Raw genomic sequence first — 26,892 nt, forward strand, 5'->3', positions numbered from 1 at the left:
GGAACTACCAGCGGTAGTGCGCGAAGGCCTTGTTGGACTCGGCCATCTTGTGGGTGTCCTCGCGGCGCTTGACCGCGGCACCCAGACCGTTGCTCGCGTCCAGCAGCTCGTTCATCAAACGCTCGGTCATCGTCTTCTCGCGACGGGCGCGGGAGTAGCCGACGAGCCAGCGGAGAGCGAGGGTCGTGGAGCGGCCCGGACGGACCTCGACCGGCACCTGGTAGGTCGCGCCACCGACACGGCGGCTGCGGACCTCGAGGGTCGGCTTCACGTTCTCGAGCGCGCGCTTGAGAGTGATGACCGGGTCGGTACCGGTCTTCTCGCGGCAGCCTTCGAGCGCGCCATAGACGATCTTCTCGGCGACGGAGCGCTTGCCGCTCATCAGGACCTTGTTCACCAGCGAGGTGACCAGCGGCGAGTTGTAAACCGGGTCGATGATGACCGGTCGCTTGGGGGCAGGGCCCTTACGCGGCATTAGCTCTTCTCCTTCTTCGCGCCGTAGCGGCTGCGCGCCTGCTTGCGGTTCTTGACACCCTGGGTGTCGAGCGAACCGCGGATGATCTTGTAGCGGACACCGGGGAGGTCCTTCACACGACCACCGCGAACGAGCACGATGGAGTGCTCCTGGAGGTTGTGACCCTCGCCGGGAATGTAGGCCGTCACCTCGATGCCACTCGTGAGGCGCACACGCGCGACCTTGCGAAGCGCAGAGTTCGGCTTCTTCGGCGTCGTCGTGTAAACACGGGTGCACACGCCGCGACGCTGCGGGCTCCCCTTGAGCGCCGGAGTCTTGGCCTTGTCGACCTTGTCCTGGCGGCCCTTTCGGACCAGCTGCTGGATCGTGGGCACCGCGTCTCCGTCTTCTTCGTGCCGAGCGGTCTTTTTGAAGCGACTGCAATGTCTGAATCGGCCTGCATCCCGGTCGACGCCGAAACCACCGGCAAGCTCGACCCCCGCGGTCGGGCGTGTCGCCCGGTCTTGGGAGTGTGCTTGCTCAGGAGGTTGCGGATCGGTCTCCCGCGCCCTCTCACGCACGCATCCCGACAGGATTGCGGTGAGCGCAGGCACAAGAGCCCGGGGACACCCCAGGCACAAGGAGAGAGACTACCTACCACAGCAGCAGAGGTCAAAGCGAAAAGAAAGACCCCCACCACGCCACGGAATCCGGGGCTCTCACGCTGGTGGAGCACCGATTCGCTCGGGCCGATATGTCACTCTCCGGGCCCCACCGTACCCGGCATCGCGGAAAGAGGCGAACGAGCGCCCGGGGCCGCTCCCCCGGGCGGGCCGGGCCTCGGGTCAGCGCACGCCGCACCCTCCGACGAGCAGACCGAGGTAATCGGAATACCCGTGACCGTGCCCGGAATCCACGATGAGCACCACGACCACCAGCGCGAGCACCGCCATGCCGACCCAGCCGAGCACCACGCCGGCGATCGCCATGCCGCGGCCCTCCTGGCCGGTACGGGCGGTCTGGGCCAGGGCTATGTGCCCGAAGATCACCGCGAGCAGGCTGCCGATCCAGTAGATCCAGACGATGCCCAGGATCATCGACGCGATGGCCAGGCCGTTGGTGCCGGGTTGGGGCAGGTAGCCGCCGTAGCCGGGCTGCGGGTAGTAGCCGTAGCCGTAGGGCGGTTGGCCGTAGGGGGCGTGCGGGTCGTAGGGCTGCCCGTACGCCGCCTGACCGTAACCGTACGGCGAGGCGGGGTCGCCGTACGGCGGCTGCCCGCCGGGGGCGCCGTAAGGGCCCTCGGAGTCGCCGGGGGGTCGTTCGCCGAAGGAGCCGTACGGGCCGGGCCCGCCGGGGGTGCTCATGGGGTTCTCCCGGGGTACGACGGAGCGTTGGGAGCATCGTCGCACTCCCGGGGCCCTCGTGGAGAGTCCTTCGGGCACCCGGCCTCGGACACGCGACAGGGCCGCCACCCCGAAGGATGGCGGCCCTGTCCGGTACCGGGACGGATCAGCCCTGGTAGCCGCCGAAGTCGTACTCCTCCAGCGGGACGGCCTGGCCGGAGCCGGAGCCGAACGCGGAGTAGTCGGCCTCGTCGTACCCGGACATCGAGTACATGGCGGCCTTGGCCTCCTCGGTCGGCTCGACCCGGATGTTGCGGTAGCGGGGCATGCCCGTACCGGCCGGGATGAGCTTGCCCAGGATCACGTTCTCCTTCAGGCCAAGGAGCGGGTCCGACTTGGCGTGGATCGCCGCGTCGGTGAGCACCCGGGTGGTCTCCTGGAAGGAGGCCGCCGACAGCCACGACTCGGTGGCCAGCGACGCCTTGGTGATGCCCATGAGCTGCGGACGGCCCGAGGCCGGGTGCCCGCTCTCCGACATGACCCGACGGTTCTCCGTCTCGAAGCGACCGCGCTCGACCAGCTCGCCCGGAAGCAGCTCGGCGTCGCCCGACTCGATGATCGTCACGCGGCGGAGCATCTGCCGAATGATGATCTCGATGTGCTTGTCGTGGATCGACACACCCTGCGAGCGGTAGACCTGCTGGACCTCCGCCACGAGGTGGATCTGCACCGCGCGCTGGCCGAGGATGCGCAGCACGTCGTGCGGGTTGACCGCGCCGACGAGCATCTTCTGGCCGACGTCGACGTGGTCGCCCTCCTCGACCAGCAGGCGCGAGCGCTTGCTGACCGCGTACGCCAGTTCCTCGGAACCGTCGTCCGGCACCACGACGACCTTGCGGGTCTTCTCGGTGTCCTCGATGCGGACCCGACCGGCCGCCTCGCTGATCGGGGCGACACCCTTGGGGGTGCGCGCCTCGAACAGCTCGACGACACGGGGCAGACCCTGGGTGATGTCGTCACCCGCCACACCACCGGTGTGGAAGGTACGCATCGTCAGCTGGGTGCCGGGCTCACCGATCGACTGGGCGGCGATGATGCCGACCGCCTCGCCGATGTCCACCAGCTTGCCGGTGGCCAGCGAACGGCCGTAGCACATCGCGCAGGTGCCGACCTTGGACTCGCAGGTCAGCACCGACCGCGTCTTCACCGACTCGACGCCTTCGGCGACGAGGTGGTTGATGATCACGTCGCCGAGGTCGGCGTTGGCCGGGGCCAGCACCTTGCCGTCGACGACGACGTCCTCGGCCAGGTTGCGGGCGTAGACGCTGGTCTCGACGTCGTCGTCCTTGCGGAGCACGCCGTCGGCGCCACGCGTGGCGATCGACAACACCAGACCGCGGTCGGTGCCGCAGTCCTCCTCGCGCACGATGACGTCCTGCGAGACGTCCACCAGACGACGGGTCAGGTAACCCGAGTCGGCGGTACGCAGCGCGGTGTCGGCCAGACCCTTACGGGCACCGTGCGTCGAGATGAAGTACTCGAGCACGGACAGGCCCTCGCGGAAGGACGCCTTGATGGGACGGGGAATCGTCTCGTTCTTGGCGTTCGACACCAGGCCGCGCATACCCGCGATCTGGCGCATCTGCATCATGTTTCCGCGAGCACCCGAGTCGACCATCATGAAGATGGGGTTCGTCTTGGGGAAGTTCAGGTTCATCGCCTCGGCGACCTCGTTGGTCGCCTTGGTCCAGATCTGAATCTGCTCCTGCTGACGCTCGTCCTTGGTGATCAGGCCGCGCTCGTACTGCTTCTGGACCTTCTCGGCCTGGGCCTCGAAGCGCTCCAGGATCTCCTTCTTCGCCGGCGGGACGACGACGTCGGAGATCGAGACGGTGACACCGGAACGGGTGGCCCAGTGGAAGCCGGCCTCCTTCAGGTTGTCGAGCGTCGCCGCCACGACCACCTTCGGGTACCGCTCCGCCAGGTCGTTGACGATGACCGACAGCGTCTTCTTGCCGATCTCCTCGTCGACGAACGGGTAGTCCGCCGGCAGGAGCTCGTTGAACAACGCGCGGCCGAGCGAGGTGCGCACGCGCAGCGGCGAACCGGGCTCCCAGCCCTCGGGCGCGACCCAGCCGCGCGACGGGACGGTGCCCGCCGGCAGCCGCAGCTCGATCTTCGCCTGCAGGTCGAGCTCACGGGCGTCGAACGCCATGATCGCCTCGGCCGTGGACGCGAAGACGCGCCCGTCGCCCTTGGTGTTCTCCCGCTCGGAGGTCAGGAAGAACAGCCCGAGCACCATGTCCTGGGTCGGCATGGTGACGGGGCGGCCGTCGGCCGGCTTCAGGATGTTGTTGCTGGACAACATCAGGATGCGGGCCTCGGCCTGCGCCTCCGCGGACAGCGGCAGGTGCACGGCCATCTGGTCACCGTCGAAGTCCGCGTTGAACGCGGTGCACACGAGCGGGTGAATCTGGATGGCCTTGCCCTCGACGAGCTGCGGCTCGAACGCCTGGATGCCCAGACGGTGCAGCGTCGGCGCGCGGTTGAGCAGCACCGGGTGCTCGGCGATGACCTCTTCGAGCACGTCCCACACCACGGGGCGGGCGCGCTCGACCATGCGCTTGGCCGACTTGATGTTCTGCGCGTGGTTGAGGTCCACCAGGCGCTTCATCACGAACGGCTTGAACAGCTCGAGCGCCATGGCCTTCGGCAGACCGCACTGGTGCAGCTTGAGCTGCGGGCCGACGACGATGACCGAACGCGCGGAGTAGTCCACACGCTTGCCGAGCAGGTTCTGCCGGAAACGACCCTGCTTGCCCTTGAGCATGTCGGACAGCGACTTCAGCGGCCGGTTGCCCGGACCCGTCACCGGACGACCGCGGCGGCCGTTGTCGAACAGCGCGTCGACGGCCTCCTGGAGCATGCGCTTCTCGTTGTTCACGATGATCTCGGGGGCACCGAGGTCGAGCAGGCGCTTCAGGCGGTTGTTGCGGTTGATCACGCGGCGGTACAGGTCGTTCAGGTCGGAGGTCGCGAAGCGGCCACCGTCCAGCTGCACCATCGGACGCAGGTCCGGCGGGATCACCGGGACGCAGTCCAGGACCATGCCGTTGGGGCTGTTCCGGGTCTGCTGGAACGCGGAGACGACCTTGAGGCGCTTGAGCGCGCGGGTCTTCTTCTGGCCCTTGCCGGTGCGGATGATCTCGCGCAGCTTCTCGGCCTCGGCGTCGAGGTCGAACGACTCCAGCCGACGCTGGAGCGCCTGCGCGCCCATGCCGCCCATGAAGTAGGTGCCGAAGCGGTCCCGCATCTCGCGGAACAGGATCTCGTCGCCTTCGAGGTCCTGGACCTTGAGGTTTTTGAACCGGGTCCACACGTCGTCGAGCCGGTCCAGCTCGCGCTGGTTGCGGTCGCGCAGCTGCTTCATCTCGCGCTCGGCGCCTTCGCGCACCTTGCGGCGCACGTCGGACTTGGCGCCCTCGGCCTCCAGCTCGGCGAGGTCGGCTTCGAGCTTCTTCTGCCGCTCCTCGACGCTGGCGTCACGGCGCTGCTCGATCTGCTGACGCTCGACCGAGATCTTGGCGTCGAGGGACGGCAGGTCGCGCTGGCGACGCTCGTCGTCGACGTACGTGATCATGTACGCCGCGAAGTAGATGACCTTTTCCAGGTCCTTCGGGGCGAGGTCGAGCAGGTAGCCGAGGCGGCTGGGCACGCCCTTGAAGTACCAGATGTGCGTGACCGGCGCGGCGAGCTCGATGTGGCCCATGCGCTCACGACGCACCTTGGCGCGAGTGACCTCGACGCCGCAGCGCTCACAGATGATGCCCTTGAAGCGGACACGCTTGTACTTGCCGCAGTAGCACTCCCAGTCCCGGGTCGGACCGAAGATCTTCTCGCAGAAGAGCCCGTCCTTTTCCGGCTTCAGGGTGCGGTAGTTGATGGTCTCGGGCTTCTTGACCTCGCCGTGCGACCACTGGCGGATGTCGTCTGCGGTAGCGAGGCCGATACGCAGCTCGTCGAAGAAGTTGACGTCGAGCACTGTTTCGTCAATCCCTCTTTCGGGGTTTGGTCCCGGCGGTCACGGCGGGGGCTGTGCCGTGTCCACCAGTGTGTGTCTTCATCAGGACTGGGGTCGAAATCCCGGGTCCGGCCTCGCGGCCGGACCCGGGAGGGAGCCTCAGACCTCTTCGACGCTGCTCGGCTCGCGCCGCGACAGGTCGATTCCAAGCTCCTCCGCAGCGCGGAAGACGTCCTCGTCGGTGTCGCGCATCTCGATCGACATACCGTCGCTGGAGAGGACCTCCACGTTGAGGCAGAGCGACTGCATCTCCTTGATGAGCACCTTGAAGGACTCGGGGATGCCCGGCTCCGGGATGTTCTCGCCCTTGACGATCGCCTCGTACACCTTCACGCGGCCGAGGACGTCGTCGGACTTGATGGTCAGCAGTTCCTGGAGGGCGTAGGCGGCACCGTATGCCTCGAGCGCCCACACCTCCATCTCACCGAAGCGCTGGCCACCGAACTGGGCCTTACCACCCAGCGGCTGCTGGGTGATCATCGAGTAGGGACCGGTCGACCGGGCGTGCAGCTTGTCGTCGACCAGGTGGTGCAGCTTGAGGATGTACATGTAGCCGACCGAGACCGGGTGCGGGAACGGCTCGCCGGAGCGGCCGTCGTACATCTTCGCCTTGCCGGTGCCGTCGATCAGCCGGACACCGTCACGGGTCTTGTTGGTCGAGTCGAGGAGACCGGTGATCTCCTCCTCGCGCGCGCCGTCGAAGACCGGGGTGGCGACGTTGGTGCCGGGGGCACCCTGGTCGGCCGCGATCGCCCGGAGGCGACCCTTCCAGTCCTCGTCGTCGCCCTCGACGCTCCAGCCGGTCTTGGCGATCCAGCCGAGGTGCGTCTCCAGGACCTGACCCGGGTTCATCCGGGACGGGACACCGAGCGGGTTGAGGATGATGTCGACCGGGGTGCCGTCCTCCAGGAACGGCATGTCCTCGACCGGCAGGATCTTCGAGATGACGCCCTTGTTGCCGTGCCGGCCGGCGAGCTTGTCACCATCGGTGATCTTGCGCTTCTGCGCGACGTAGACGCGGACCAGCTGGTTCACGCCCGGCGGCAGCTCGTCGCCGGCCTCGCGGTCGAACACGCGCACGCCGATGACCTTGCCGGACTCGCCGTGCGGGACCTTGAGCGAGGTGTCGCGCACCTCACGCGCCTTCTCGCCGAAGATCGCGCGCAGCAGGCGCTCCTCCGGGGTCAGCTCGGTCTCGCCCTTGGGCGTGACCTTGCCGACCAGGATGTCGCCGGGGACGACGTCGGCGCCGATCCGGATGATGCCGCGCTCGTCCAGGTCGGCGAGGACCTCTTCGGAGACGTTCGGGATGTCCCGGGTGATCTCCTCCGGGCCGAGCTTGGTGTCACGGGCGTCGACCTCGTGCTCCTCGATGTGGATCGAGGAGAGGACGTCGTCCTGCACCAGACGCTGCGACAGGATGATCGCGTCTTCGTAGTTGTGGCCCTCCCACGGCATGAACGCCACGAGGAGGTTCTTGCCGAGGGCCATCTCGCCCTCTTCGGTGCACGGACCGTCGGCCAGCACCTGGCCGGCCTCGACCCGCGCGCCCTCGTCGACGACGACCTTCTGATTGAAGGACGTGCCCTGGTTGGAGCGCATGAACTTCTGCACGCGGTACGTGGTGTACGTCGCGTCGTCGTTCATCACGGTGATGTAGTCGGCCGAGACGTCCTGCACCACGCCGGGCTTCTCGGCGGTGATCACGTCGGCGGCGTCGACCGCGGCGCGGTACTCCATGCCGGTGCCCACCAGCGGCGACTCCGCCTTCAGCAGCGGCACCGCCTGGCGCATCATGTTCGAGCCCATCAGCGCGCGGTTCGCGTCGTCGTGCTCGAGGAACGGGATCATCGCGGTCGCGACCGACACCATCTGGCGCGGCGAGACGTCCATGTAGTCGACTTCGTCGCCGGGGATGTAGTCGATCTCGCCGCCGCGGCGACGCACGAGCACACGGGCCTCGGCGAACGAGTCGTCCTCGTTCAGCGGGGCGTTGGCCTGCGCGATGACGAAGCGGTCCTCCTCGTCGGCCGTCAGGTAGTCGATGCCGTCGGTGACCCGGCCCTCGACGACCTTGCGGTACGGCGTCTCGACGAAGCCGAACGCGTTGACCCGGCCGTAGGAGGCGAGCGAGCCGATCAGGCCGATGTTCGGGCCTTCGGGGGTCTCGATCGGGCACATGCGGCCGTAGTGCGAGGGGTGCACGTCGCGGACCTCGAAGCCGGCCCGCTCACGCGAGAGGCCACCGGGGCCGAGCGCGGACAGACGACGCTTGTGGGTCAGGCCCGACAGCGGGTTCGTCTGGTCCATGAACTGCGACAGCTGGCTGGTGCCGAAGAACTCCTTGATGGAGGCGACGACCGGCCGGATGTTGATCAGCGTCTGCGGCGTGATCGCCTCGACGTCCTGGGTGGTCATGCGCTCGCGGACGACGCGCTCCATCCGGGCCAGGCCGGTGCGGACCTGGTTCTGGATGAGCTCGCCGACGTTGCGCAGGCGACGGTTGCCGAAGTGGTCGATGTCGTCGACCTCGACCACGATCTCCTGGCCCGACGCGCCTTCCATGGCCTCTTCGCCGGCGTGCAGCTTGACCAGGTACTTGATGGTCGCGATGACGTCTTCGACGGTCATGACGCCGGCGTCCAGCGCCTGCTCGACCCCGAGCTTCTTGTTCACCTTGTAGCGGCCGACCTTGGCGAGGTCGTAGCGCTTCGGGTTGAAGTAGAGGTTCTCGAGCAGGGTCTGCGCGGCCTCGCGGGTCGGCGGCTCCCCCGGACGCAGCTTGCGGTAGATGTCGAGCAGCGCGTCGTCCTGGCCCTGGGTGTGGTCCTTCTCCAGGGTCTGGCGCATCGACTCGTACTGGCCGAACTCCTCCAGGATCTGGGAGTCGGTCCAGCCGAGCGCCTTCAGCAGCACGGTGACGCTCTGCTTGCGCTTGCGGTCGATGCGGACACCGACGGTGTCGCGCTTGTCGATCTCCAGCTCCAGCCAGGCACCACGCGAGGGGATGACCTTCGCGCTGAAGATGTCCTTGTCGGACGTCTTGTCGACCTGGCTGTCGAAGTAGACACCCGGCGAGCGAACCAGCTGGGACACCACGACACGCTCGGTGCCGTTGATGATGAAGGTGCCCTTGTTGGTCATGAGCGGGAAGTCGCCCATGAAGACCGTCTGGCTCTTGATCTCGCCGGTCTCGTTGTTGGTGAACTCGGCCGTGACGAACAGCGGCGCCGAGTAGGTGAAGTCGCGCTCCTTGCACTCCTCGATGGAGTTCTTCGGAGGCTCGAACCGGTGGTCCCGGAACGTCAGGGACATCGAACCGGAGAAGTCCTCGATCGGCGAGATCTCTTCGAAGATCTCTTCGAGTCCGGACTTGGTGGGCACATCCTGTCCGCCCGCGAGGGCGGCCTCGACCCGTGCCTTCCACGCACTGTTGCCGAGCAGCCAGTCGAAGCTCTCGGTCTGCAACGCGAGAAGGTTCGGAACCTCCAGGGGTTCCCTGATCTTGGCGAAGGAGATGCGGAGCGGGGCAGTGGCGGCGCCGGGGTTGGTAGCGGAGGCGGTGCGCGAGGCGGCCAAGAGGGGTCCTTCCGAGGGCTCGGACTCACTATGCGCATACTGGACGGCCCGGGTTCATACACCGGGATAAGTCAATAGGCAGCGCAAAGGGTCAGTGTAGCCACAAGGCACACCGCTGTCCAGCCCCTATGAAGGGCCGGTCCACCACCCGGATTCGTGAACCATCCGGCAACCGTGCTTCAGGGGTGCGTCCGAAGAATTGCGCGCCCCGATCCGTTCGTCAAGGGGTTGCTTTCCCCCTGACGGCCGACGGAACCCTTCCGAGCGCCGAGAAAACAGGACCTCCGTCCCGAACTCGCGGCCTGCGGCGAGAGTCTCGTCACAGCGGCCGACCGAGTTGGCGAGAAGCCTCGGGAAGCCGGGAAAACACGGTAGACCGCCGGTCCGACAACGCCCGGACGGCGCGCTTCGAACCGGCGGCGCGCGCCGTGGCGCACGCCCTCGGCGAGGGCACGACGACGCTGGTGCGCGGGGGTTCGGCGACTGCTCAGGGTGTTGGGAGTATCACCCTTTCGGGCGAGGCCGATCGGGGCGTATCGGGCGCCGCGCGACCCCTTCCGACGGCCCGCCGGAGCCGGCCGACCGGGTGCGGGCGAGCCCGAAACCGGCCCCGAAAAGCCCGAAGGCGACCGCCCTGACGGACGATCGCCTTCGGTGATGCCGCCCGGATGGGCGGCGTCGAATTACTTGACCTCGACCGAGGCGCCGGCGCCTTCGAGGGCGGCCTTCGCCTTCTCGGCGGCCTCCTTCGAGACCTTCTCCAGGAGCGCCTTGGGGGCGGAGTCCACGAGGTCCTTGGCCTCCTTCAGACCGAGGCTCGTGAGCGCGCGCACCTCCTTGATGACCTGGATCTTCTTGTCGCCGGCACCGGTGAGGATGACGTCGAACTCGTCCTGCTCCTCGACGGCCTCGGCAGCGGCGCCGCCGCCGGCGGGGCCGGCGATGACGGCGGCCGGGGCGGCGGCCTTGACGTCGAAGGTGGTCTCGAACAGCTTCACGAAGTCCGCGAGCTGGATGAGGGGCATGGCCTTGAACTCTTCGATGAGCTCTTCGTGCGTGAGCGCCATGATCGGCGTTCCTTCCTGATCAATTCGGCTGGTGCCGGGTGGTGTGGATGGGCGGGGGCGCTGCCCCCGGCGACGTCGGTCGCGACTGCCGAACTACTCGGCGGTCTCGGCCTCCGCGGCGGGAGCCGGCTCGCCGGCACCGCCCTGCTCGACCTTCGCCCGAAGCGCGTCCGCGGTGCGGGCGAACTGCGTGAGCGGAGCCTGGAAGGTCGCCGCGGCCTTGGCCATGGAACCCTGCATGGCACCCGCCAGCTTGGCGAGCAGCACCTCGCGGGACTCGAGGTCCGCGAGCTTCTTGATCTCGTCGGCGCTGAGCGCCTTGCCCTCAAGGACGCCGCCCTTGATGACGAGAAGGGGGTTCGCCTTGGCGAAGTCACGCAGGCTCTTCGCGGCCTCCACGGGGTCACCCGTGACGAACGCGATCGCGGACGGGCCCTCGAGGAGGTCGTCCAGCTGATCGATGCCCGCCTCGTTGGCGGCGATCTTGGTCAGCGTGTTCTTCACCACGGCGTACTGCGCGTTCTCACCGAGCGAACGACGCAGCTCCTTGAGCTGCGCGACGGTGAGCCCGCGGTACTCGGTCAGCACTGCGGCGTTCGAGTCACGGAACTGGTCCGTGAGCTCGGCGACCGCGGCCGCCTTGTCGGGCCTCGCCATGGGGCTGGCCTCCTTCCGCGATGCGATTGCCGGTCGACCGTGGCGGTCGACCTGTGCCGGATGAATTCGCCGGTCCGCGGGGCGGAAGGGGTCCACACACGAAAAACGCCCCGGCGCAGGCGCACGGGGCGTACATCCTCGATCCACACGGCAACCGTATGTATCGGGGGTAACGTCTCACGTTCACACCTGCGCAGGCCGTCCGCGATGCGGAACCTTCGTTTGTCGATCCGCCTTGCGGCGCGACGACAACGACCGACGGTCTTTGGCTTGGGATAAAGGTACGCGACGGCACTCGTTCGGAGCAAATCGCTTTCCGTCGGGCGGGCGGCGCGGGCTTCGCCGGGGCCGGACGTGCCGAGGCCCGGCACGCCGTGTGGGGTGCCGGGCCTCGTTCGCGTGCGGGGCGGATCAGACCGCCTCTTCCTCCACCAGGAGGTTGCGGGTGCGGTTGGGGTCGACCTGGATGCCGGGGCCCATCGTGGTCGAGACGCCGACCTTCTTGATGTAGCGGCCCTTGGCGGCCGACGGCTTCGCGCGGAGCACCTCTTCGAGGGCGGCGGCGTAGTTCTCGACGAGCTGGGCGTCGTCGAACGTCGTCTTGCCGATGATGAAGTGCAGGTTCGAGTGCTTGTCGACGCGGAACTCGATCTTGCCGCCCTTGATCTCGTTCACGGCCTTCGCCACGTCGGGCGTGACCGTGCCGGTCTTCGGGTTGGGCATCAGACCACGCGGGCCGAGCACGCGGCCCAGGCGGCCGACCTTGCCCATGAGGTCCGGGGTGGCGACGACGGCGTCGAAGTCGAGCCGACCCTTGGCGACCTCGTCGATGAGTTCGTCGGAGCCGACGATGTCGGCGCCGGCGGCCTTGGCAGCCTCGGCACGGTCACCGGTCGCGAAGACCAGGACCCGGGCGGTCTTGCCGGTGCCGTGCGGGAGGATGACCGTGCTGCGGACCATCTGGTCGGCCTTGCGCGGGTCGACGCCCAGGCGCATGGCCACCTCGACGGTGCCGGCGAACTTGGTGGGCGAGGTCTCCTTGGCCAGGCGAACGGCCTCGAGCGGCGAGTAGAGACGCTCGTGGTCGACCTTGGTGTCGGCCTCGCGGTAGGACTTGCTGCGCTTCACTGAAAGCTCCTGGAATTCTGAAAGGAGTTGTGGTGGGAGCGGGTCGCGCGGACCCTTCCACTCCGCGAGTCGGTGGGCGTACGCACACCTTCCCGCGCTGTTTCGGTACTGCCGAGTGCTGCGGGGGCTGGATCAGCCCTCGACCGTGATGCCCATCGAACGCGCGGTGCCGGAGATGATCTTCTCGGCGGCGTCGAGGTCGTTGGCGTTCAGGTCGGCCATCTTGGTCTGCGCGATGCCGCGGATCTGCTCGCGAGAGATCTTCGCGACCTTGGTCTTGTGCGGCTCGCCCGAGCCCTTCTCGACACCGGCGGCCTTGAGGATCAGGCGCGCGGCCGGCGGCGTCTTCGTCACGAAGGTGAAGGAGCGGTCTTCATAGACCGAGATCTCCACCGGGACGATGTCGCCACGCTGCGACTCGGTCGCCGCGTTGTAGGCCTTGCAGAACTCCATGATGTTGACGCCGTGCTGACCCAGCGCGGGGCCGACCGGCGGGGCCGGCGTGGCTGCGCCGGCCTTGATCTGCAGCTTGATGATCGCTGACAGCTTCTTCTTCTTGGGAGGCATTTTTTCCGGGTCCTTCGACGAGATGTACGTCCCGATCACCACGCGGAGCGCGGACGTGTTCGGGCCCGCCACGCGGTGCGGCGCCCACTCAACGATAACCACCGTTGTGAGGGCGCCTTGTCCACCACCCGGGTGCGGCCCCGGCGAACCGGGGCCCCACCAGGGGGAAGTATCAGTTCTTCTGGATCTGGTTGAACGAGAGCTCGACCGGCGTCTCGCGCCCGAAGATCTCCACCAGGCCCTTGACCTTCTGCGAGTCGGCGTTGATCTCGTTGATCGTCGCCTGCAGCGTCGCGAAGGGGCCGTCGATGACGGTGACCGAGTCGCCGACCTCGAAGTCGAGCACCTTGACCTCGGTGGTGCTCTTGGCGCCGCTGCCGCCGCCGGTCGCCTTCTCCTCCTCGGGGGCGAGGATCTTGACGACCTCGTCGAGGGTGAGCGGGAAGGGCTCGTGCGCGTTGCCGACGAAGCCGGTGACACCGGGGGTGTTGCGCACCGCGCCCCACGACTCGTTGGTCAGGTCCATCCGGACCAGCACGTAGCCGGGGAACTTGTTGCGCTTGACGGTCTTGCGCTGACCGTTCTTGATCTCGACGACCTCTTCCTGCGGCACCTCGACCTGGAAGATGTAGTCCTCCATGTTGAGCGAGGTGGTGCGGGACTCGAGGTTGGCCTTCACCCGGTTCTCGTAGCCGGCGTACGAGTGGATGACGTACCACTCGCCCGGGGCGCGACGGAGGACTTCCTTGAAGTCCTCGACGGGGTCGCCCTCGGGGACGTCCTCGGCTGCCTCGGCCTCGTCGTCGGACTCGGACGCGTCGGCGAACTCGTCGTCGTCCTCGTCCTCGTCGTCGGCGAACTCGGCTTCCGCGCCCTCGGCGTCTTCCTCGCCGGCCTCGACATCTTCCACGTCGTCATCGGTGGAGACGGCCGGGGCCTCGGCCGCGTCCTCGAGGGCGATGTCCTCGGGAGCCGCGGCCTCCGCCTGCTCCGACAGGGTCCCCGTCTCATCGGCGGAGTTGTCGGCGGACAGGTTCGGGTCAGACACGTTGGGTGCTTCTTCCTGGCTGGGGGTCGAACGGTCGTTGCAGGCGCGCTGCGAGGGACGGGGCTCAGCCGAAGACGGCGAGTGCGGCCTTCGCGAAGGCGAGGTCGAGTCCGTAGACGATTCCGATGATCATCAGACAGAACACGATGACCACGGTGGTGTACGTGCTCAGCTCGTTGCGGGTCGGCCAGACGACCTTGCGCAGCTCGGCAATGATCTGCCGGTAGAAGAGAGCCGCCCGCGCGAACAGGTTTTTCTTCTTCTGCTCCGGCTTGCCCGAGGAGCCCTTCGGGCGATTGGCCCGGCGACCGCCGGGGGGCACGTCGTCGGAGCCGTGGCCATCAGAGCTGCTGTGCTCAGGCGTAGCCGTGGAGCCGTGGGCCTCCGTCAACTCGTCCTCACCTGATCCGGTCCGACCGTGGATCACCGACGGGGTTGTCGGCGCCGACAGTTTGCGCTGACTGCGTGCACGTCACGGTCGATCCGAGGATCGACCGCTCTCGCACATCGCAGGGCACGAGGGACTTGAACCCCCAACCCCCGGTTTTGGAGACCGGTGCTCTGCCAATTGAGCTAGTGCCCTTCGTTTGGTCATCAACCTAGCGGAGTCACCGGCCCGAGAACACAGGTTTCGGGCGCGGCAGCACGCAGGTTGGGACCGCCAAGCGTCGAGTGTACGGGGTCGGGTGCGTCAGGTCGAACCCGTGCCGTGACGGTACCGAAGTTCGGGTGTGCTCGCGGCGCGGAATCGGCGTGCTCTCGGCGAGGACGAATGCGACGATGGCCGGCATGACGGCTTCCACCCCCAGCTCCCCGTCCGCCGCGTCCGGGTCCGCGTCCGGGTCCGGGTCCGCCGCCGGGCGACGGGTCTCGATCCGCGTCGGCGCCATCGCCGAGTCCGCGACGCTCGCGGTCGACGCCAAGGCCAAGGCGCTCAAGGCCGCCGGGCGTCCCGTGGTCGGCTTCGGCGCCGGAGAGCCGGACTTCCCGACGCCTGACTACATCGTGGACGCCGCGGTCGCGGCCTGTCGCGAACCGCGCTTCCACCGCTACACCCCGGCCGGCGGGCTGCCGGAGTTGAAGGCGGCGATCGTGGCCAAGACGCTGCGCGACTCGGGCCTGGCGGTGGATCCGGCACAGGTCCTGGTCACCAACGGCGGCAAGCAGGCCATCTACGAGGCCTTCGCGGCCCTGCTCGATCCCGGCGACGAGGTGTTGGTGCCGGCGCCGTACTGGACCACCTACCCCGAGTCGATCAAGCTCGCGGGCGGCGTCCCGGTGGCGGTGGTCGCCGACGAGACCACCGGCTACCTCGTGTCGGTCGAGCAGTTGGAGGCGGCCCGGACCGAGCGCACCAAGGTGCTGGTGTTCGTCTCGCCGTCGAACCCGACCGGCGCGGTGTACTCGCGGGCGCGGACCGAGGCGATCGGGCGCTGGGCGGTCGAGCACGGGTTGTGGGTGCTGACCGACGAGATCTACGAACACCTGGTCTACGACGACGCCGAGTTCGTCTCGATGCCGGTGGTGGTGCCGGAGCTGGCGGACCGCTGCGTGATCGTCAACGGGGTGGCCAAGACCTACGCGATGACCGGGTGGCGGGTCGGGTGGATCATCGGCCCTCGGGATGTGGTGGCGGCCGCCGGGAACCTGCAGTCGCACGCCACCTCCAACGTCTGCAACATCGCCCAGGCCGCCTCGCTGGCCGCGCTGAGCGGGGATCTGTCGGCGGTGGACACGATGCGGACGGCGTTCGACCGGCGCCGGCGCACCATCGTGCGGATGTTGAACGAGATCCCGGGCGTCGAGTGCCCCGAGCCCAAGGGCGCCTTCTACGCCTATCCGTCGGTGAAGGGTGTGCTCGGCCGGGAGATCCGGGGCGCGCGCCCCGCGACCTCGGCCGAGTTGGCGGGGCTGATCCTGGACGAGGTCGAGGTGGCGGTGGTGCCGGGCGAGGCGTTCGGCACTCCGGGCTACCTGCGCCTGTCGTACGCGCTCGGCGACGAGGACCTGGTCGAGGGCGTACGCCGGATCGCGGAATTGCTGGCCGAGGCGAAGTAGCCGCGGTTCGTCGTTCGTGTCGACGTTCGCGTCGTCGTTCACGTCGGCGCCGCCGAAGTTTCCGCTCTCCTTCAGGGGGATCATCGGCGGTACCCCTCACGCGTGCGGGGCCGGTGGTCCATGATCTGTGGATGGATCGTCCCGCACGCGATGTCCGCACCCTCCCGAAGGCTCATCTCCACCTGCACTTCACGGGATCCATGCGGTCGGAAACCCTGTTGGAACTGGCGGACCTGCACGGTGTGCGGCTGCCCGACTCGCTGACCTCGGGTCGGCCGCCACGATTGCGGGCGACCGACGAACGCGGCTGGTTCCGCTTCCAGCGGCTGTACGACATCGCGCGCTCGTGTGTGCGCTCCGAGGACGACATGCATCGGCTGGTCCGTGAGGCGGCCGAGGACGATCGGGCCGAGGGGTCCGGGTGGCTGGAGATCCAGGTCGATCCGACCTCGTACGCGCCGCGGCTGGGTGGGCTGACCCCGGCGGTGGAGATCGTGCTGGACGCGGTGGAGGCGGCGCGGGCGGCGACGGGGATCGGGATCGCCGTGGTGATCGCGGCGAATCGCACCAAGCACCAATTGGAGGCGCGTACGCTCGCGCGGCTCGCGGCGCAGTACACCGATCGTGGCGTGGTCGGGTTCGGGCTGTCCAACGACGAGCGGCGCGGGCGGGCGCCGGCGTTCGAGCGGGCCTTCGGGATCGCCCGGCACGCGGGGCTGTTCGCGAATCCGCACGGCGGCGAGTTGGACGGGCCGCGCAGCATCCGGGACTGCGTGGACGTGTTGGGGGCGCGGCGGCTCGGGCACGGGATCCGGGTGGTGGAGGATCCCGAGTTGATGGCGATATTGGCCCGGCGGCGGATCGTGTGCGAGGTGTGTCCGGCCTCCAATGTCGCGCTCGGCGTCTACGACAAGGCGGCGGATGTGCCGTTGCGGACGTTGTTCGAGGCGGGGGTGCCGATCGCGCTGGGCGCGGACGACCCGCTGCTGTTCGGGTCGCGGTTGGCCGCGCAGTATGAGCTGGCCCGGGACGAACACGACTTCACCGACGCGGAGTTGGCGGAGTTGGCGCGGCAGTCGATCCTGGGCTCGGTGGCGCCGGCGGAGGTGCAGCGGGCGTTGCTGGACGGGGTGGAGGGGTGGCTGGCGAAGCCCGGGGCGGTGGTGGGGGCGGGGTTTGTGCCCACCCGCCCACCCGCTGCGTGAGGTGAAAGGCTGCGGGATTCGGGCAGGCGGTGAGCGAATCGGGCCCCGCGGCCGCGAGCGTCGGGGCGCGGGTCGGGTGCCGACGGCTGGGTGTGCGGCATGGGTGGGCTCTGGACTGCACCCTGCGATGCGGGCCCGGGGGCGGCGAGGCCTCGCGAGCGGGGCCGGTGCGGCCGACTCGGCCCGGGCGCCGGGAGTTGGGTGGCGGGCGTGAGCGGGCTGCGGGCTTCGGCGGGCGCCGGGCGGTAGTGGCCTCGTGAACCAGGGCCCGGGCGGCCGACTCGGCCCGGGTACCGGGAGTTGGGTGGTGGGCGTGGGTGGGCTGCGGGCTTCGGTAGGTGCCGGGCGGTAGGGGCCTCGTGAACCAGGGCCCGGGCGGCCGACTCGGCCCGGGCGCCGGGAGTTGGGTGGCGGGCGTGGGCGGGCTGCGGGCTTCGGCGGGCGCCGGGCGGTAGGGACCTCGTGAACCAGGGCCCGGCTGGCCGACTCGGCCCGGGTACCGGGAGTTGGGTGGCGGGCGTGGGCGGGCTGCGGGCTTCGGCGGGCGCCGGGCGGTAGTGGCCTCGTGAACCAGGGCCCGGGCGGCCTGCTCGGCCCGGGCGCCGGGAGTTGGGTGGTGGGCGTGGGTGGGCTGCGGGCTTCGGTAGGTGCCGGGCGGTAGGGGCCTCGTGAGCCGGGGCCGGGGCGGCCGGCTCGGCTCGGGCGCCGGGGGCTGGGCGCCGGGCGGTAGGGGCCTCGTGGGCAGGGGGCCGTGCGGGGGCGGTTGGGTGCCGGGGTTGGGTGTGGGGCGGCGGTGGGTTGGGGGCTTCTGTGTGGGCCCGGGGGCGGTGGATCCTTGCGGCTGGGCGGGCGTGGGCGGGTTTCGGGCTTTGGTGGGTGTCCCGGGCTTGTGGGCTGGGGGTGGGTGGGTCAGAGCTTGGCGTTGATGAGGACTGGTTCGTTGGTCAGGGTGATGCCGAAGGTTGTCGCTACGCCGTCGCGGACCTCTCGGGCCAGGGCGAGGAGGTCTTCCGTGGTGGCTTTGCCGCGGTTGGTCAGGGCCAGGGTGTGCTTGGTGGAGATGCGGGCCCTGCCCTCGCCGTAGCCCTTGGTGAAGCCCGCCCGTTCGATCAGCCAGGCCGCGGAGGTCTTCACGTGGTCGGCGCCGGACGCGTAGCGGGGCGGGGTGACGTCGGGGCCCAGGTGTCGGGCGACGCGCGCCAAGAGGTCGGCGAAGGCGTCGTGGGTCAGGATCGGGTTCGTGAAGAAGGAGCCCGCGCTCCAGGTGTCGTGGTCGGCGGGGTCCAGGACCATGCCCTTGCCGCGGCGCAGTTCGAGTACGGCGGCGCGGGCGGCGGCCGGCGCGACCCGCTCCCCCGGCTCGACGCCGAGCACGCGGGCCAGTTCGGCGTAGCGGATCGGGGCCGAGCGGCCGTCGTCGTCGTGCAGCCGGAAGTGCACCCGCAGCACCACGAAGCGGTCGTCGCCCTTGAAGACGCTGTGCCGGTAGGTGAAGCGGCAGTCGGCGGCGGTGAGCGTGCGCGGGCGGCGTTCGGTGCGGTCGTAGACCTCGACGGAGGTGATCGTCTCGGCGACCTCCTGGCCGTACGCCCCGACGTTTTGCACCGGGGTGGCGCCCGCGCTGCCGGGGATGCCCGCGAGGCATTCGATGCCGGACAGGCCCGCGTCGACGGCGGCGGTGACCACGTCGTCCCACGGCACGCCGGCGTCCACGCTCAGCTCGGTGCCGTCGATGCGCAGGTCCGTGGTGGCGATCCGCAGCACGTCGCCGGCGAAGCCGTCGTCGCCGACGACCAGGTTGCTGCCGCCGCCGAGCACGAGCAGCGGGATGCCCTGCTCGTCGGCGGCGCGGACGATCGCCAGGACCGCGTCGGTGGTCGTTGCCGTGTGGAGCCGACGGGCCGGGCCGCCGAGGCGGAGGGTGGTCAGGGCGGCGAGGGGCGCGTCGATTTCAGGCTGCACCGTTGGATTCTCGCATCACCGGCCCGGCACCGGGCTCGGGCCGGCCGCCCCGGGGCGCCGGGCGCACCCCGGCGCCTGGGCTCAGGCCAGTTGCACGATGGCTCTGGGTACGCCCAGGACCTTGGCACCGTCGGCGGTGACCACGAGGTCCACGCGGGCCCGGCGGTCGTCCAGGAGCACCGCGACCTTGCCGGTGACCTCGATGGTCGCGCCCTCGACGCTGTCCGGGACCACGACCGGCTTGGTGAAGCGCACGCCGAATTCGACCAGCGCGCCCGGGTCGCCGAGCCAGTCGGTGACCACGCGGGCGGCCTCGGCCATGGTGAACATCCCGTGCGCGATCACGTCGGGCAGGCCGACGTCGGTCGCGAACCGGCCGTTCCAGTGGATCGGGTTGAAGTCGCCCGACGCGCCCGCGTAGCGGACCAGGGTCTCCCGGGTGACCGGGAAGCTGCGTGTGGGCAGTTGGGTGCCGACCGCGACGTCGTCGAAGGAGATCTTGGCGGTCATGGTCAGCCTTCCGATTCGTCGGCGGCGCGGGCCACCAGACTCGACAGCGCGGTGACGACGTGCTCGCCCTCCACGGTCCTGACTTCGGCGCGGGTGGTGAGGACGTCGTTGCCCGCGAGGGACTTGATGTCGTCCACCGTGGTCACCACGGTCAGTCGGTCGCCGGCGCGGACCGGTCGGGTGTACGTGAACTTCTGGTCGCGGTGCACCACACGCGAGTAGTCCAGGCCCAGTTCGGGGTCGTACACGACCTGGTCCGCGGCGCGCATCGTGACCACGATCGCGAAGGTCGGCGGCGCGATCACGTCGGGGTGGCCGAGCGCCTTGGCCGCCTCGGGGTCGTTGTACGCGGGATCGGGGTCACCGATCGCGGCGGCGAACTCGCGGATCTTCTCCCGACCCACCTCGTACGGCTCGGTGGGCGGGTAGGTCCGCCCGATGAACTTCGCGTCCAGCGGCATGAAGCGGTTCTCCCTGGTGGAGGCGGCGATGGCCGGCGAGCCGGCGGGGCAACGCTGCGGAGAATACGACAACGAGGCCACCCCCTCGTGGGGGGTGGCCTCGTCGGTGTCGGAGTGCGAAACGCCTAGCGGGTTTCGCGGTGCGCGGTGTGCGCGTTGCAGCGGGGGCAGTGCTTCTTCATCTCAAGACGGTCCGGGTCGTTGCGCCGGTTCTTCTTGGTGATGTAGTTCCGCTCCTTGCACTCCACGCAGGCCAGCGTGATCTTCGGGCGGACGTCGGTGGCAGCCACTGGAGTGCCTTCCTTGCGGTCAGGGGTGAATACAGCAAAAGCAGCCGATGCGGAGTCTCCCCCGAATCGGCTCGCTTGGTAGCGGCGACCGGACTTGAACCGGTGACACAGCGATTATGAGCCGCTTGCTCTACCGTCTGAGCTACGCCGCCTCGACGAGGCCCCCGCCTGTTGCCAAGCGGGGATCTCATCGTCTGAGCCCCAATACGGAATCGAACCGTAGACCTTCTCCTTACCATGGAGACGCTCTACCGACTGAGCTATTGGGGCGAGCAGGAAAACCATACACGCTGCCCGACACCGATCGGAAATCGATTGGCGCAACGCCCCCCGCCTCAGCCCTCGGTGGACCAAACAGCCCTGGTCAGAGCCCCTTCCACGGTTTGCGCGTACACGGCGGCGGCCAGCCACGCAGCGGACAAAAGGTCGTTGTCGCCCGCGCGAAGACGCCCGAAAACATCCCGTTCGCGGCCCGCCGCGACGTGCGTCAGACGCTCCACGAGCAGTGCCCCCGTGGCCAGCCCCACCCGGCGCAGGCGGGCGGTGTCGCCGGCGGTGGAGCCGGCCAGGGCCAGGACGGGACGGCCGCCGCTGATCGCGCGTTCGACGTGACGGTGCATCAGGTAGAGCGGGGCGGGCGGGGGTTCCTCGGCCGCGCCCGGTATGGACGGGGTCGGGTCGGCGGCGGGCAGGTCGGCGCGGTGCAGGTGCTCCAGGCCCAGGTCGATCCGGCCCAGGCGGTCCTCGGCGAGCCGCAGGGTCGGGCCCTCGCCGGGCGCGACGCCGACCGCGAGCGCCCGGATCGCCCGGTCGGCGCCGGGTTCGAGGCGGCCGACCACGCGCAGGCGCAGTCCGGGGCGGTCGGCGAGCAGGCGCAGGTTGTCGCGGTAGGCGAAGACGGGGTCGGCGTGCGCGACGAGCAGGTGTACGGACTGCCCGGCGCAGTCGGCGAGCAGGCGGTCCCGGGCGCCGGGGGTGGTGCCGAGCACGGTGACGTCGAGGAAGAGCAGGTCGGCGCCGGCGGGGCGGTCGTCGGGGGGCAGGTCGCGGTGGCCCACGATCCGGTCGATCTGGGCGGACAGCGGCGTCTCCCACAGGGCGCGCAGCGGTTCGTCGGTCCAGGCCGCGCCGCTCGCGCGCGCGGCGCGGACGGCCTGGCCGGCGCCGAGCCGACCGTTGGCGGAGACGGTGGCACCGGAGACGACGAGGCCGGCGCGGGTGAGCGCGACGGGGTCGATCGAGGTGTCGCCGAGCCGGATCGCGCGGGTGGCGGCGCCGATCGCTCGCTCGGCGCCGCCGGGGGCGACGTCGCCGATGGTGCGCAGGGTGCCGGCGGGGTCGACCGTGGTGGTGACCGCGCCGGCGAACCCCCGGGCGGTCAGGACGGGTTCGGTGAACAGGCCGTACAGGCGCAGCGAGCCGGCCGGGGCGTAGGCGCGGCGGGAGGTGCCGCGCAGGACGTCGAGGGACTGTGGGTAGGTCGCCGCCGGGGTGCGCAACGCGTGGGCCACGTCGAGCAGTTCGCGCATGGCGGCGACGAGGTCGGCGAGCCGGTACGCGGGGTCGCGGTCGCGGGCGGCGCGCAGGCCGGTGGCCACCGTGACGGCCGCGGCGGCGGCGCGGTGCAGGCCGGCGAGGCGGGCGGTGTGCGCGGCGCGGAGCAGGCCGGCCTGGAGGACGGCGCCGGCGCCGTCGACTCCGGCGTCGACGATCGCGGCGCCGGCGGTCCAGAGGGCGTCGGCGGCGGTGCGTTCGGCGGGCGTGGGCTCGGCGGGGGTGGCGGACTCGGCGGTTGCTTCCGCCGGTTCCGCCGGATCCGTGGGCTCGGTCGTCGCCGGCGCGTCGGGTGTGGCGTTTTCGTCGGGGGCTTGGGGCTCGGCCACCGGGGCCGCGGCGGCGGCTGCGGCGCGGTGTACGCAGGCGGGGGCCAGCAGGCAGCTGCAGCGCAGGTCGGCGGTGGTGGTGACGGCTCCGGTCGGGATGTACAGGGTCAGTTCGGCGTCCTCGCCGACGGTGATCCGCACCGTGTCGCCGTCGTGTTCGATCGGGCAGGCGGCGAGTTTGCCGATCGCGGCGTCGAGGCGTTTGCGCAGGCGCGGGGTGAGTGCTTCGACGATGTCGGCGGTGACGTCGGGGGCGACCGGCGGGAGGCCCTGCGTGCTCATCGGACCTTCTCTCCGACCCAGCGGGCCAGTTCGGTGGGGCTCAGCGCGGCGACCGGCATGCCGGCGGCGACCAGTCGGCCGGCGACGGCGGTCGAGTAGCGCGGTCGACCGGCGTCGTCCAGGCTCGCGCAGCCGAGGATGTGGCAGCCCGAGGAGGCGAGTGCGCGGACCTCGGCGAGCAGGCCGCCGATCGGGTAGCCCTCCTCGAAGTCGCTGACCACGGCGATCAGGGTGCGCGAGGGCACGGTGACGAGGTCGCGGGCGGCGCGCAGGCCGGCGGCGATGTGGGTGCCGCCGCCGACCTTGACCTCCAGGAGCAGGCCGAGGGGGTCGTGGACGTGTCCGGTGAGGTCGATGACCTCGGTGGAGAAGGTCAGGAAGTGGGTGCTCAGGGACGGGACGCCGGCCATGATCGAGGCGGTGAGCGCGGACCAGATGGTCGACGCCTCCATCGAGCCGGACACGTCGACCACCAGGATCAGCCGCCAGTCGTTGCCGCGGCTCGCACGGGTGCGGAAGATCGGCCTCTCCGGCACCACGAGCACCGAGCCGTCGGCGGCGCGGCGGGCGGTGGTGAGGTTGGCCCGCAGGGTGCGCGGCAGGTCGAGCGCGCCGCCGGGGCGGCGGGTGGGCCTGGGGGTGGTGATGCCGGTGAGCGCGGGGCGCAACCGGGTGGCGAGTTCGCGGGCGAGTTCGGCGACGATGCGGGCGATCAGCGGGCGGAGGAGGGCGAGTTTGCTCTCCGGGAGGCCGCCGGCGTGGGTCAGGACGGTCTTGAGCAGGTCGACGGAGGGGCGGGCGGCGGCGGGGTCGAGATGGGTGAGCACATCGGTGCGGCCCGCCGACGCGGCGGCGGCCAGGACCTCCTCGCGGACGGCCGGGCCGAAGAGGGCGATCAGGTCCTCGGACCATTCGCGGACGCCGGGGTAGGGGGCTTCGCGGCCGGCGCCCGGGGCGTCGCCGAGGTCGCTGCGGGAGCCTTCGCCTTGGCCGGTGCCGTATAGCTCGTCGAGCGCGCGGGCCATGCCGGATGCCGTTGGGGGGAGGCGGTCGGATTGGCGGCCGAGGATGAGTTTCCAGCGTTGGGCGGGGGGGAGGTCGTGGATTTGCGCCCACCCGCCCACCCGTTCCGCGAGACCTGCGGGCTGCGGAATTACGGCATCGGCCGAGCCGAATCGGCCTCGCGGCCGCCCGTCGGAAGCGGGAAGGACGGCGGCGGACGCGGGATTCACGGGCTGCGGATCCACGGCGTGGGCCGGGACGGATCGGTCCTGCCGACCGCCGGCGGCGAGCGCGGGGCTCGCGGGCTGCGGAGCCACGGCGTCGGCCGGGACGGATCGGTCCTGCGGACCGCCGGCGGCGAGCGCGGGGTTCGCGGGCTGCGGAGCCGCCGCGTGGGCCGGGGCGGATTGGTCCTGCGGGCCGCCGGCGGGGGTGGAAGAGGCCGGGGTGAGGGCGGGGTTCGCGGGCTGCGGAGCCGCCGCGTGGGCCGGGGCGGATTGGTCCCCCGGGCTGCCGGCGGGGGTGGAGGAGGCTCGGGTGAGGGCGGGGTTCGGGGGCTGTGGATTCAGCGCGTGGGCCGGGGCGGATTGGTCCTGCGGGCCGCCGGTGGTGGGGACCCGGGTGAGAGCGGGGTTTGCGGGCTGCGGAGCCGCCGCGTCGGCCTGGGCGGGGTGGGCTTGGGGGACGCCGGTGGTGGGAGCCGGGGCGAGGGTCGGGTTCGGGGGCTGCGGAGTGGCGTCGGATCGGCTCTGGGCGTCGGGCGTGGGCTGTGGGTTTGGTGTGTCGGGTCGGGTTTGTGGGCTGCCGGTGGTCGGGGCGTGGCTGGGATGTGAGGGCTGGGGATTTTCGGCGTCGGCGTGGACCGATTGGGCTCGCGCCTCGTTGGAAGCGACGGAGATGGCGTTCGGGGGCTGCGGATTGGTTGGGTCGGGTGCCGGGGTGGAGGGTGGGAGGAGGGCTCGTTGGGTCAGGGCTGATTTGGCTGTCAGGTCGGTGCTGGTCCAAAGGGCCAGGGTGATGGGGTCCGCGTCGGTGTCGACGCGGTCGCCCAAGTGGTCGGCCAGGGTGGCGAGGACTCGGTCCCGGGCGGCGGGGGTGAGGGTGTCGAAGCCGCCACGCAGGGCCGGGAGGCGGTCCAGGAAGGGGCGGTCGGGGAGGGTGTCGACGCGGTCCAGGAGGGGGGTGAGGATCGGGCCGCCCGCTTGGAGGAGGGGACCGGCCGCGGTGAGCAGGCCGGTGAGGCGGCGGGTCAGTTCGGCTCGGGTCGCCGGGGTGGTCGCGGTGTCGATCCAGGAGCCGATCCGGTCGCCGAGGGTGGTCGGGTCCTCGTGCCCGAGCAGGACTCGGACGGCGCCCGCGGCGGCGGACATCAGCGGCGAGCCGTCGGCGGCCAGGCGGGCCAGCCCGGCGGTCAGCCGGACTCCGCCGAACACGTCGGCGCGTCCGGCGAGGTCGGCCAGCGCGCGGGCGTCGGCCGGGTCGTCGGATCCGGTCAGGCCGTCGAGGTGGCGGACGGCGGCGGTGAGGAGGATGCGGGTGATCTCCTCGCCCGACCCCGACCCCGACCCCGAAACCGTGGTCGTGGGGGCCTTCGGGTCGCCGGGCTCCGCGTACTCGTCGGCCACGGTGGGATCGGGGGCGGGGAGGCCCAGATGGCCCTTGTGGATGCGGTCGGTGAGGGTCAGGGCCGCGAGGAGGTCGGGGAGGCCGGCGATCGTGGGGAGGGATTCGGCGGTTTCGGCGAGGCGGGTCGCGGTGAGGTCCGGCAGACCGCAGGCCGCGGCGCGTTCGAGGCCGGTGAGGATCTGGGCGGCCGTGGGGCCGCCTTCGGCAAGTTCCTGGTGGTGTTGGGCGCGGAGGGTGCCCTCGGCGGCCTGTTCCGGGGTGACGCCCCGGGTGCCGGCCGCGTCGAGCAGGGCCGCCACCGACGGCGTCCAGCGCACCCGCCAGCGGGTGGTGACCGCGTCCGCGCCGCCGGTGCCGACCACCGCGGTCGGCTCGGCGTAGGGGATGCGGCAGGTCGCCAGCTGTTGCAAAAGCAGTTCCCGGCGCCGGTCGCGGTCGCTGCGCAACGGGTCCAGGCGCAGGTCGCGCTCCGCCGGGTCGGTCGGTCCGGGCAGGCCCAGTTCGGCGATCCGGCGCTCCACCTCGGGCCCCAGGCCGCTGCGCGGCGCGGCCGGTGACGGGCGCCCGGCCCGCGTGCCGACCAGCACCCGTTCCAGAGCGCGGGCGACCGAGCGGCCCCGGCCCAGCGGCTCGCCGTGGGTGAGCACGGTCTGCGTGGCTTCGAGCAGTTCGCCGCGCCCCGCCGCCGGCAGGCCGCGCAGGTTCGCGAGGTCGCCGGCGATCCGGACGATCTCGCGCGCGTCGACCGGACCACTGGGGTGTCCCTGGCCGCGCAGATCGGTGCAGATCCGTACCGCCGCGCCGATCAGCGCCTCGTGCAGCGCCGCGGGGTCGCCGGCCGATTCCAGGACGGACTGCTGCCACTCGGGGTCGCGGATGCCGGCGGGGTAGCCGGAACGGGAGTCCAGGAGCGGGTAGGTGTACGGGATCAACGACATCGTCACATCGGCGATGTCGCCGGCGGGCGGTTCCGCGTCGCCGTCGAGCAGGGCCGGTGCGTGGAACGCGCCGAGCACCACCGTGATCCGCGTCGCCCCGGCTTCCTCGGCCGCGCGCAGCGTGGACCGCATCCACGCCTCGCGGCGCAGGTCGACCGGGTCGACGCCGCCCGTGTCGCGGCGCAGCGCCCAGCCGACGGTGAGCGCGGCGCGGCGGATCGCCTCGGCGGACGAGCCGGGCGCGGTGGCCTCGACCAGCCGGTCCCACAGGTCGTCCCCGGCCCGGCCGGTGAGCCGGTCGCGCAGCGCCGCGTGCAGGCCGCCGCCCCGCGCGCCGGTGTCCCCCGCGTCCGCCCCCGGGCCGGCCGCCCGGTCCCACCCGGGGTGGCCCAGCGGGAGGTCGCACGGGATCGCCGGCACGCCGTTGCGCGCGGCCCAGCGCAGCGCGGCCAGTTCCGGCGAGAAGTCGGCGAAGGGGTAGAAGCCGAGCCCGTGCGGTCCGGTCCCGGCCAGCGCGATCGGCGCCCGGGTGTCCTCGTGCGCGAGCCACTCCAACCAGGGCGCGGCCTCGTGCGGCAGTTCGACGAGCAGCACGTCGGGCCGGGCCTCGTCGAGCAGCGCGGGCACCGCGGCGGCGAGCGAGGGCGCGTGGTGGCGCACGCCGATCAGGTGGGGCCGCCGGGACGCGGCAAGGCGCGCGGCGGCCGGACGGGCCTCGTCGTTGGGCCCGTCCGTACGTATGGTCGACACC

Annotated in this window: 19 protein-coding genes and 3 tRNA genes; 2 read left to right on the forward strand and 20 right to left on the reverse strand. The window is 70.7% G+C overall.

Going from position 1 to position 26,892, the window contains the following annotated elements:
* Positions 1-4: 4 nt before the first annotated feature.
* From rpsG to ACFRCG_RS15725, 12 genes are all read right to left on the reverse strand, one after another.
* Entirely contained in the window at positions 5-475 is a 471-nt protein-coding gene (rpsG, locus tag ACFRCG_RS15670) for a 30S ribosomal protein S7 (protein WP_020549241.1), read from the reverse strand.
* Entirely contained in the window at positions 475-849 is a 375-nt protein-coding gene (rpsL, locus tag ACFRCG_RS15675; RefSeq protein WP_020549242.1) for a 30S ribosomal protein S12, read from the reverse strand. The genes rpsG and rpsL overlap by 1 nt, the downstream gene beginning before the upstream one ends.
* 450 nt (positions 850-1,299) lie before the next feature.
* Positions 1,300-1,818, reverse strand: coding sequence for a DUF4190 domain-containing protein (locus tag ACFRCG_RS15680; protein WP_380031797.1), 519 nt, complete (start codon positions 1,816-1,818; stop codon positions 1,300-1,302).
* A gap of 145 nt (positions 1,819-1,963) precedes the next feature.
* Positions 1,964-5,839, reverse strand: a complete 3,876-nt coding sequence (locus tag ACFRCG_RS15685; protein ID WP_126636172.1) for a DNA-directed RNA polymerase subunit beta' — start codon at positions 5,837-5,839, stop codon at positions 1,964-1,966.
* 138 nt (positions 5,840-5,977) lie between these two features.
* Positions 5,978-9,457, reverse strand: a complete 3,480-nt coding sequence (gene rpoB / locus ACFRCG_RS15690) for a DNA-directed RNA polymerase subunit beta (protein WP_126636173.1) — start codon at positions 9,455-9,457, stop codon at positions 5,978-5,980.
* A 683-nt stretch (positions 9,458-10,140) separates the two neighbouring features.
* Positions 10,141-10,524, reverse strand: a complete 384-nt coding sequence (gene rplL / locus ACFRCG_RS15695) for a 50S ribosomal protein L7/L12 (RefSeq protein WP_380031799.1) — start codon at positions 10,522-10,524, stop codon at positions 10,141-10,143.
* Positions 10,525-10,617: 93 nt separating this feature from the next.
* The gene (gene rplJ / locus ACFRCG_RS15700; RefSeq protein ID WP_380031802.1) at positions 10,618-11,181 is read right to left on the reverse strand and encodes a 50S ribosomal protein L10; all 564 of its coding nucleotides are present in this window, start codon (positions 11,179-11,181) and stop codon (positions 10,618-10,620) included.
* A gap of 411 nt (positions 11,182-11,592) precedes the next feature.
* Complete coding sequence (gene rplA / locus ACFRCG_RS15705) at positions 11,593-12,309, reverse strand: 50S ribosomal protein L1 (RefSeq protein WP_126636177.1); 717 nt, start codon at positions 12,307-12,309, stop codon at positions 11,593-11,595.
* 132 nt (positions 12,310-12,441) lie between these two features.
* A complete protein-coding gene (rplK, locus tag ACFRCG_RS15710; protein ID WP_380031983.1) occupies positions 12,442-12,876 on the reverse strand; it encodes a 50S ribosomal protein L11 in 435 nt (144 codons plus the stop codon).
* A 172-nt stretch (positions 12,877-13,048) separates the two neighbouring features.
* Positions 13,049-13,924, reverse strand: coding sequence for a transcription termination/antitermination protein NusG (gene nusG / locus ACFRCG_RS15715; RefSeq protein WP_380031804.1), 876 nt, complete (start codon positions 13,922-13,924; stop codon positions 13,049-13,051).
* A gap of 64 nt (positions 13,925-13,988) precedes the next feature.
* A complete protein-coding gene (gene secE / locus ACFRCG_RS15720) occupies positions 13,989-14,315 on the reverse strand; it encodes a preprotein translocase subunit SecE (RefSeq protein WP_078979280.1) in 327 nt (108 codons plus the stop codon).
* A gap of 119 nt (positions 14,316-14,434) precedes the next feature.
* A tRNA-Trp gene (locus ACFRCG_RS15725) sits at positions 14,435-14,507 on the reverse strand.
* Between the two features lie 206 nt (positions 14,508-14,713).
* On the opposite strand from ACFRCG_RS15725, the gene ACFRCG_RS15730 reads away from it, so the two are divergent.
* Both ACFRCG_RS15730 and ACFRCG_RS15735 read left to right on the forward strand, forming a co-directional pair.
* The gene (locus tag ACFRCG_RS15730; protein ID WP_380031806.1) at positions 14,714-15,982 is read left to right on the forward strand and encodes a pyridoxal phosphate-dependent aminotransferase; all 1,269 of its coding nucleotides are present in this window, start codon (positions 14,714-14,716) and stop codon (positions 15,980-15,982) included.
* 131 nt (positions 15,983-16,113) lie between these two features.
* Positions 16,114-17,187, forward strand: a complete 1,074-nt coding sequence (locus ACFRCG_RS15735) for an adenosine deaminase (protein ID WP_380031808.1) — start codon at positions 16,114-16,116, stop codon at positions 17,185-17,187.
* Positions 17,188-18,096: 909 nt separating this feature from the next.
* Here the strand turns inward: ACFRCG_RS15735 and ACFRCG_RS15740 are convergent.
* From ACFRCG_RS15740 to ACFRCG_RS15775, 8 genes are all read right to left on the reverse strand, one after another.
* Positions 18,097-19,149 carry a UDP-N-acetylmuramate dehydrogenase gene (locus tag ACFRCG_RS15740; RefSeq protein WP_380031810.1) on the reverse strand — a complete coding sequence of 351 codons (1,053 nt, stop codon included), beginning with the start codon at positions 19,147-19,149 and terminating at the stop codon, positions 18,097-18,099.
* 81 nt (positions 19,150-19,230) lie between these two features.
* The gene (locus tag ACFRCG_RS15745; RefSeq protein ID WP_380031812.1) at positions 19,231-19,659 is read right to left on the reverse strand and encodes a MaoC family dehydratase; all 429 of its coding nucleotides are present in this window, start codon (positions 19,657-19,659) and stop codon (positions 19,231-19,233) included.
* Positions 19,660-19,661: 2 nt separating this feature from the next.
* Positions 19,662-20,120 (reverse strand): MaoC family dehydratase N-terminal domain-containing protein, encoded by a 459-nt coding sequence (locus ACFRCG_RS15750; RefSeq protein ID WP_380031985.1) that lies wholly within the window; start codon positions 20,118-20,120, stop codon positions 19,662-19,664.
* Between the two features lie 125 nt (positions 20,121-20,245).
* Positions 20,246-20,410: a 50S ribosomal protein L33 gene (rpmG, locus tag ACFRCG_RS15755; protein WP_004571794.1), complete on the reverse strand. Its 165-nt coding sequence runs from the start codon at positions 20,408-20,410 to the stop codon at positions 20,246-20,248.
* A gap of 76 nt (positions 20,411-20,486) precedes the next feature.
* A tRNA-Met gene (locus tag ACFRCG_RS15760) sits at positions 20,487-20,562 on the reverse strand.
* 45 nt (positions 20,563-20,607) lie between these two features.
* Positions 20,608-20,680 (reverse strand) — tRNA-Thr (locus ACFRCG_RS15765).
* A 65-nt stretch (positions 20,681-20,745) separates the two neighbouring features.
* Complete coding sequence (locus ACFRCG_RS15770) at positions 20,746-22,575, reverse strand: hypothetical protein (RefSeq protein ID WP_380031814.1); 1,830 nt, start codon at positions 22,573-22,575, stop codon at positions 20,746-20,748.
* Positions 22,572-26,891 (reverse strand): DUF5682 family protein, encoded by a 4,320-nt coding sequence (locus ACFRCG_RS15775; RefSeq protein WP_380031815.1) that lies wholly within the window; start codon positions 26,889-26,891, stop codon positions 22,572-22,574. Before ACFRCG_RS15775 ends, ACFRCG_RS15770 begins: the two co-directional genes overlap by 4 nt.
* Between the last annotated feature and the right edge of the window lies 1 nt (position 26,892).

This window comes from Embleya sp. NPDC056575, assembly GCF_042793325.1.
Taxonomy (GTDB): domain Bacteria; phylum Actinomycetota; class Actinomycetes; order Streptomycetales; family Streptomycetaceae; genus Embleya.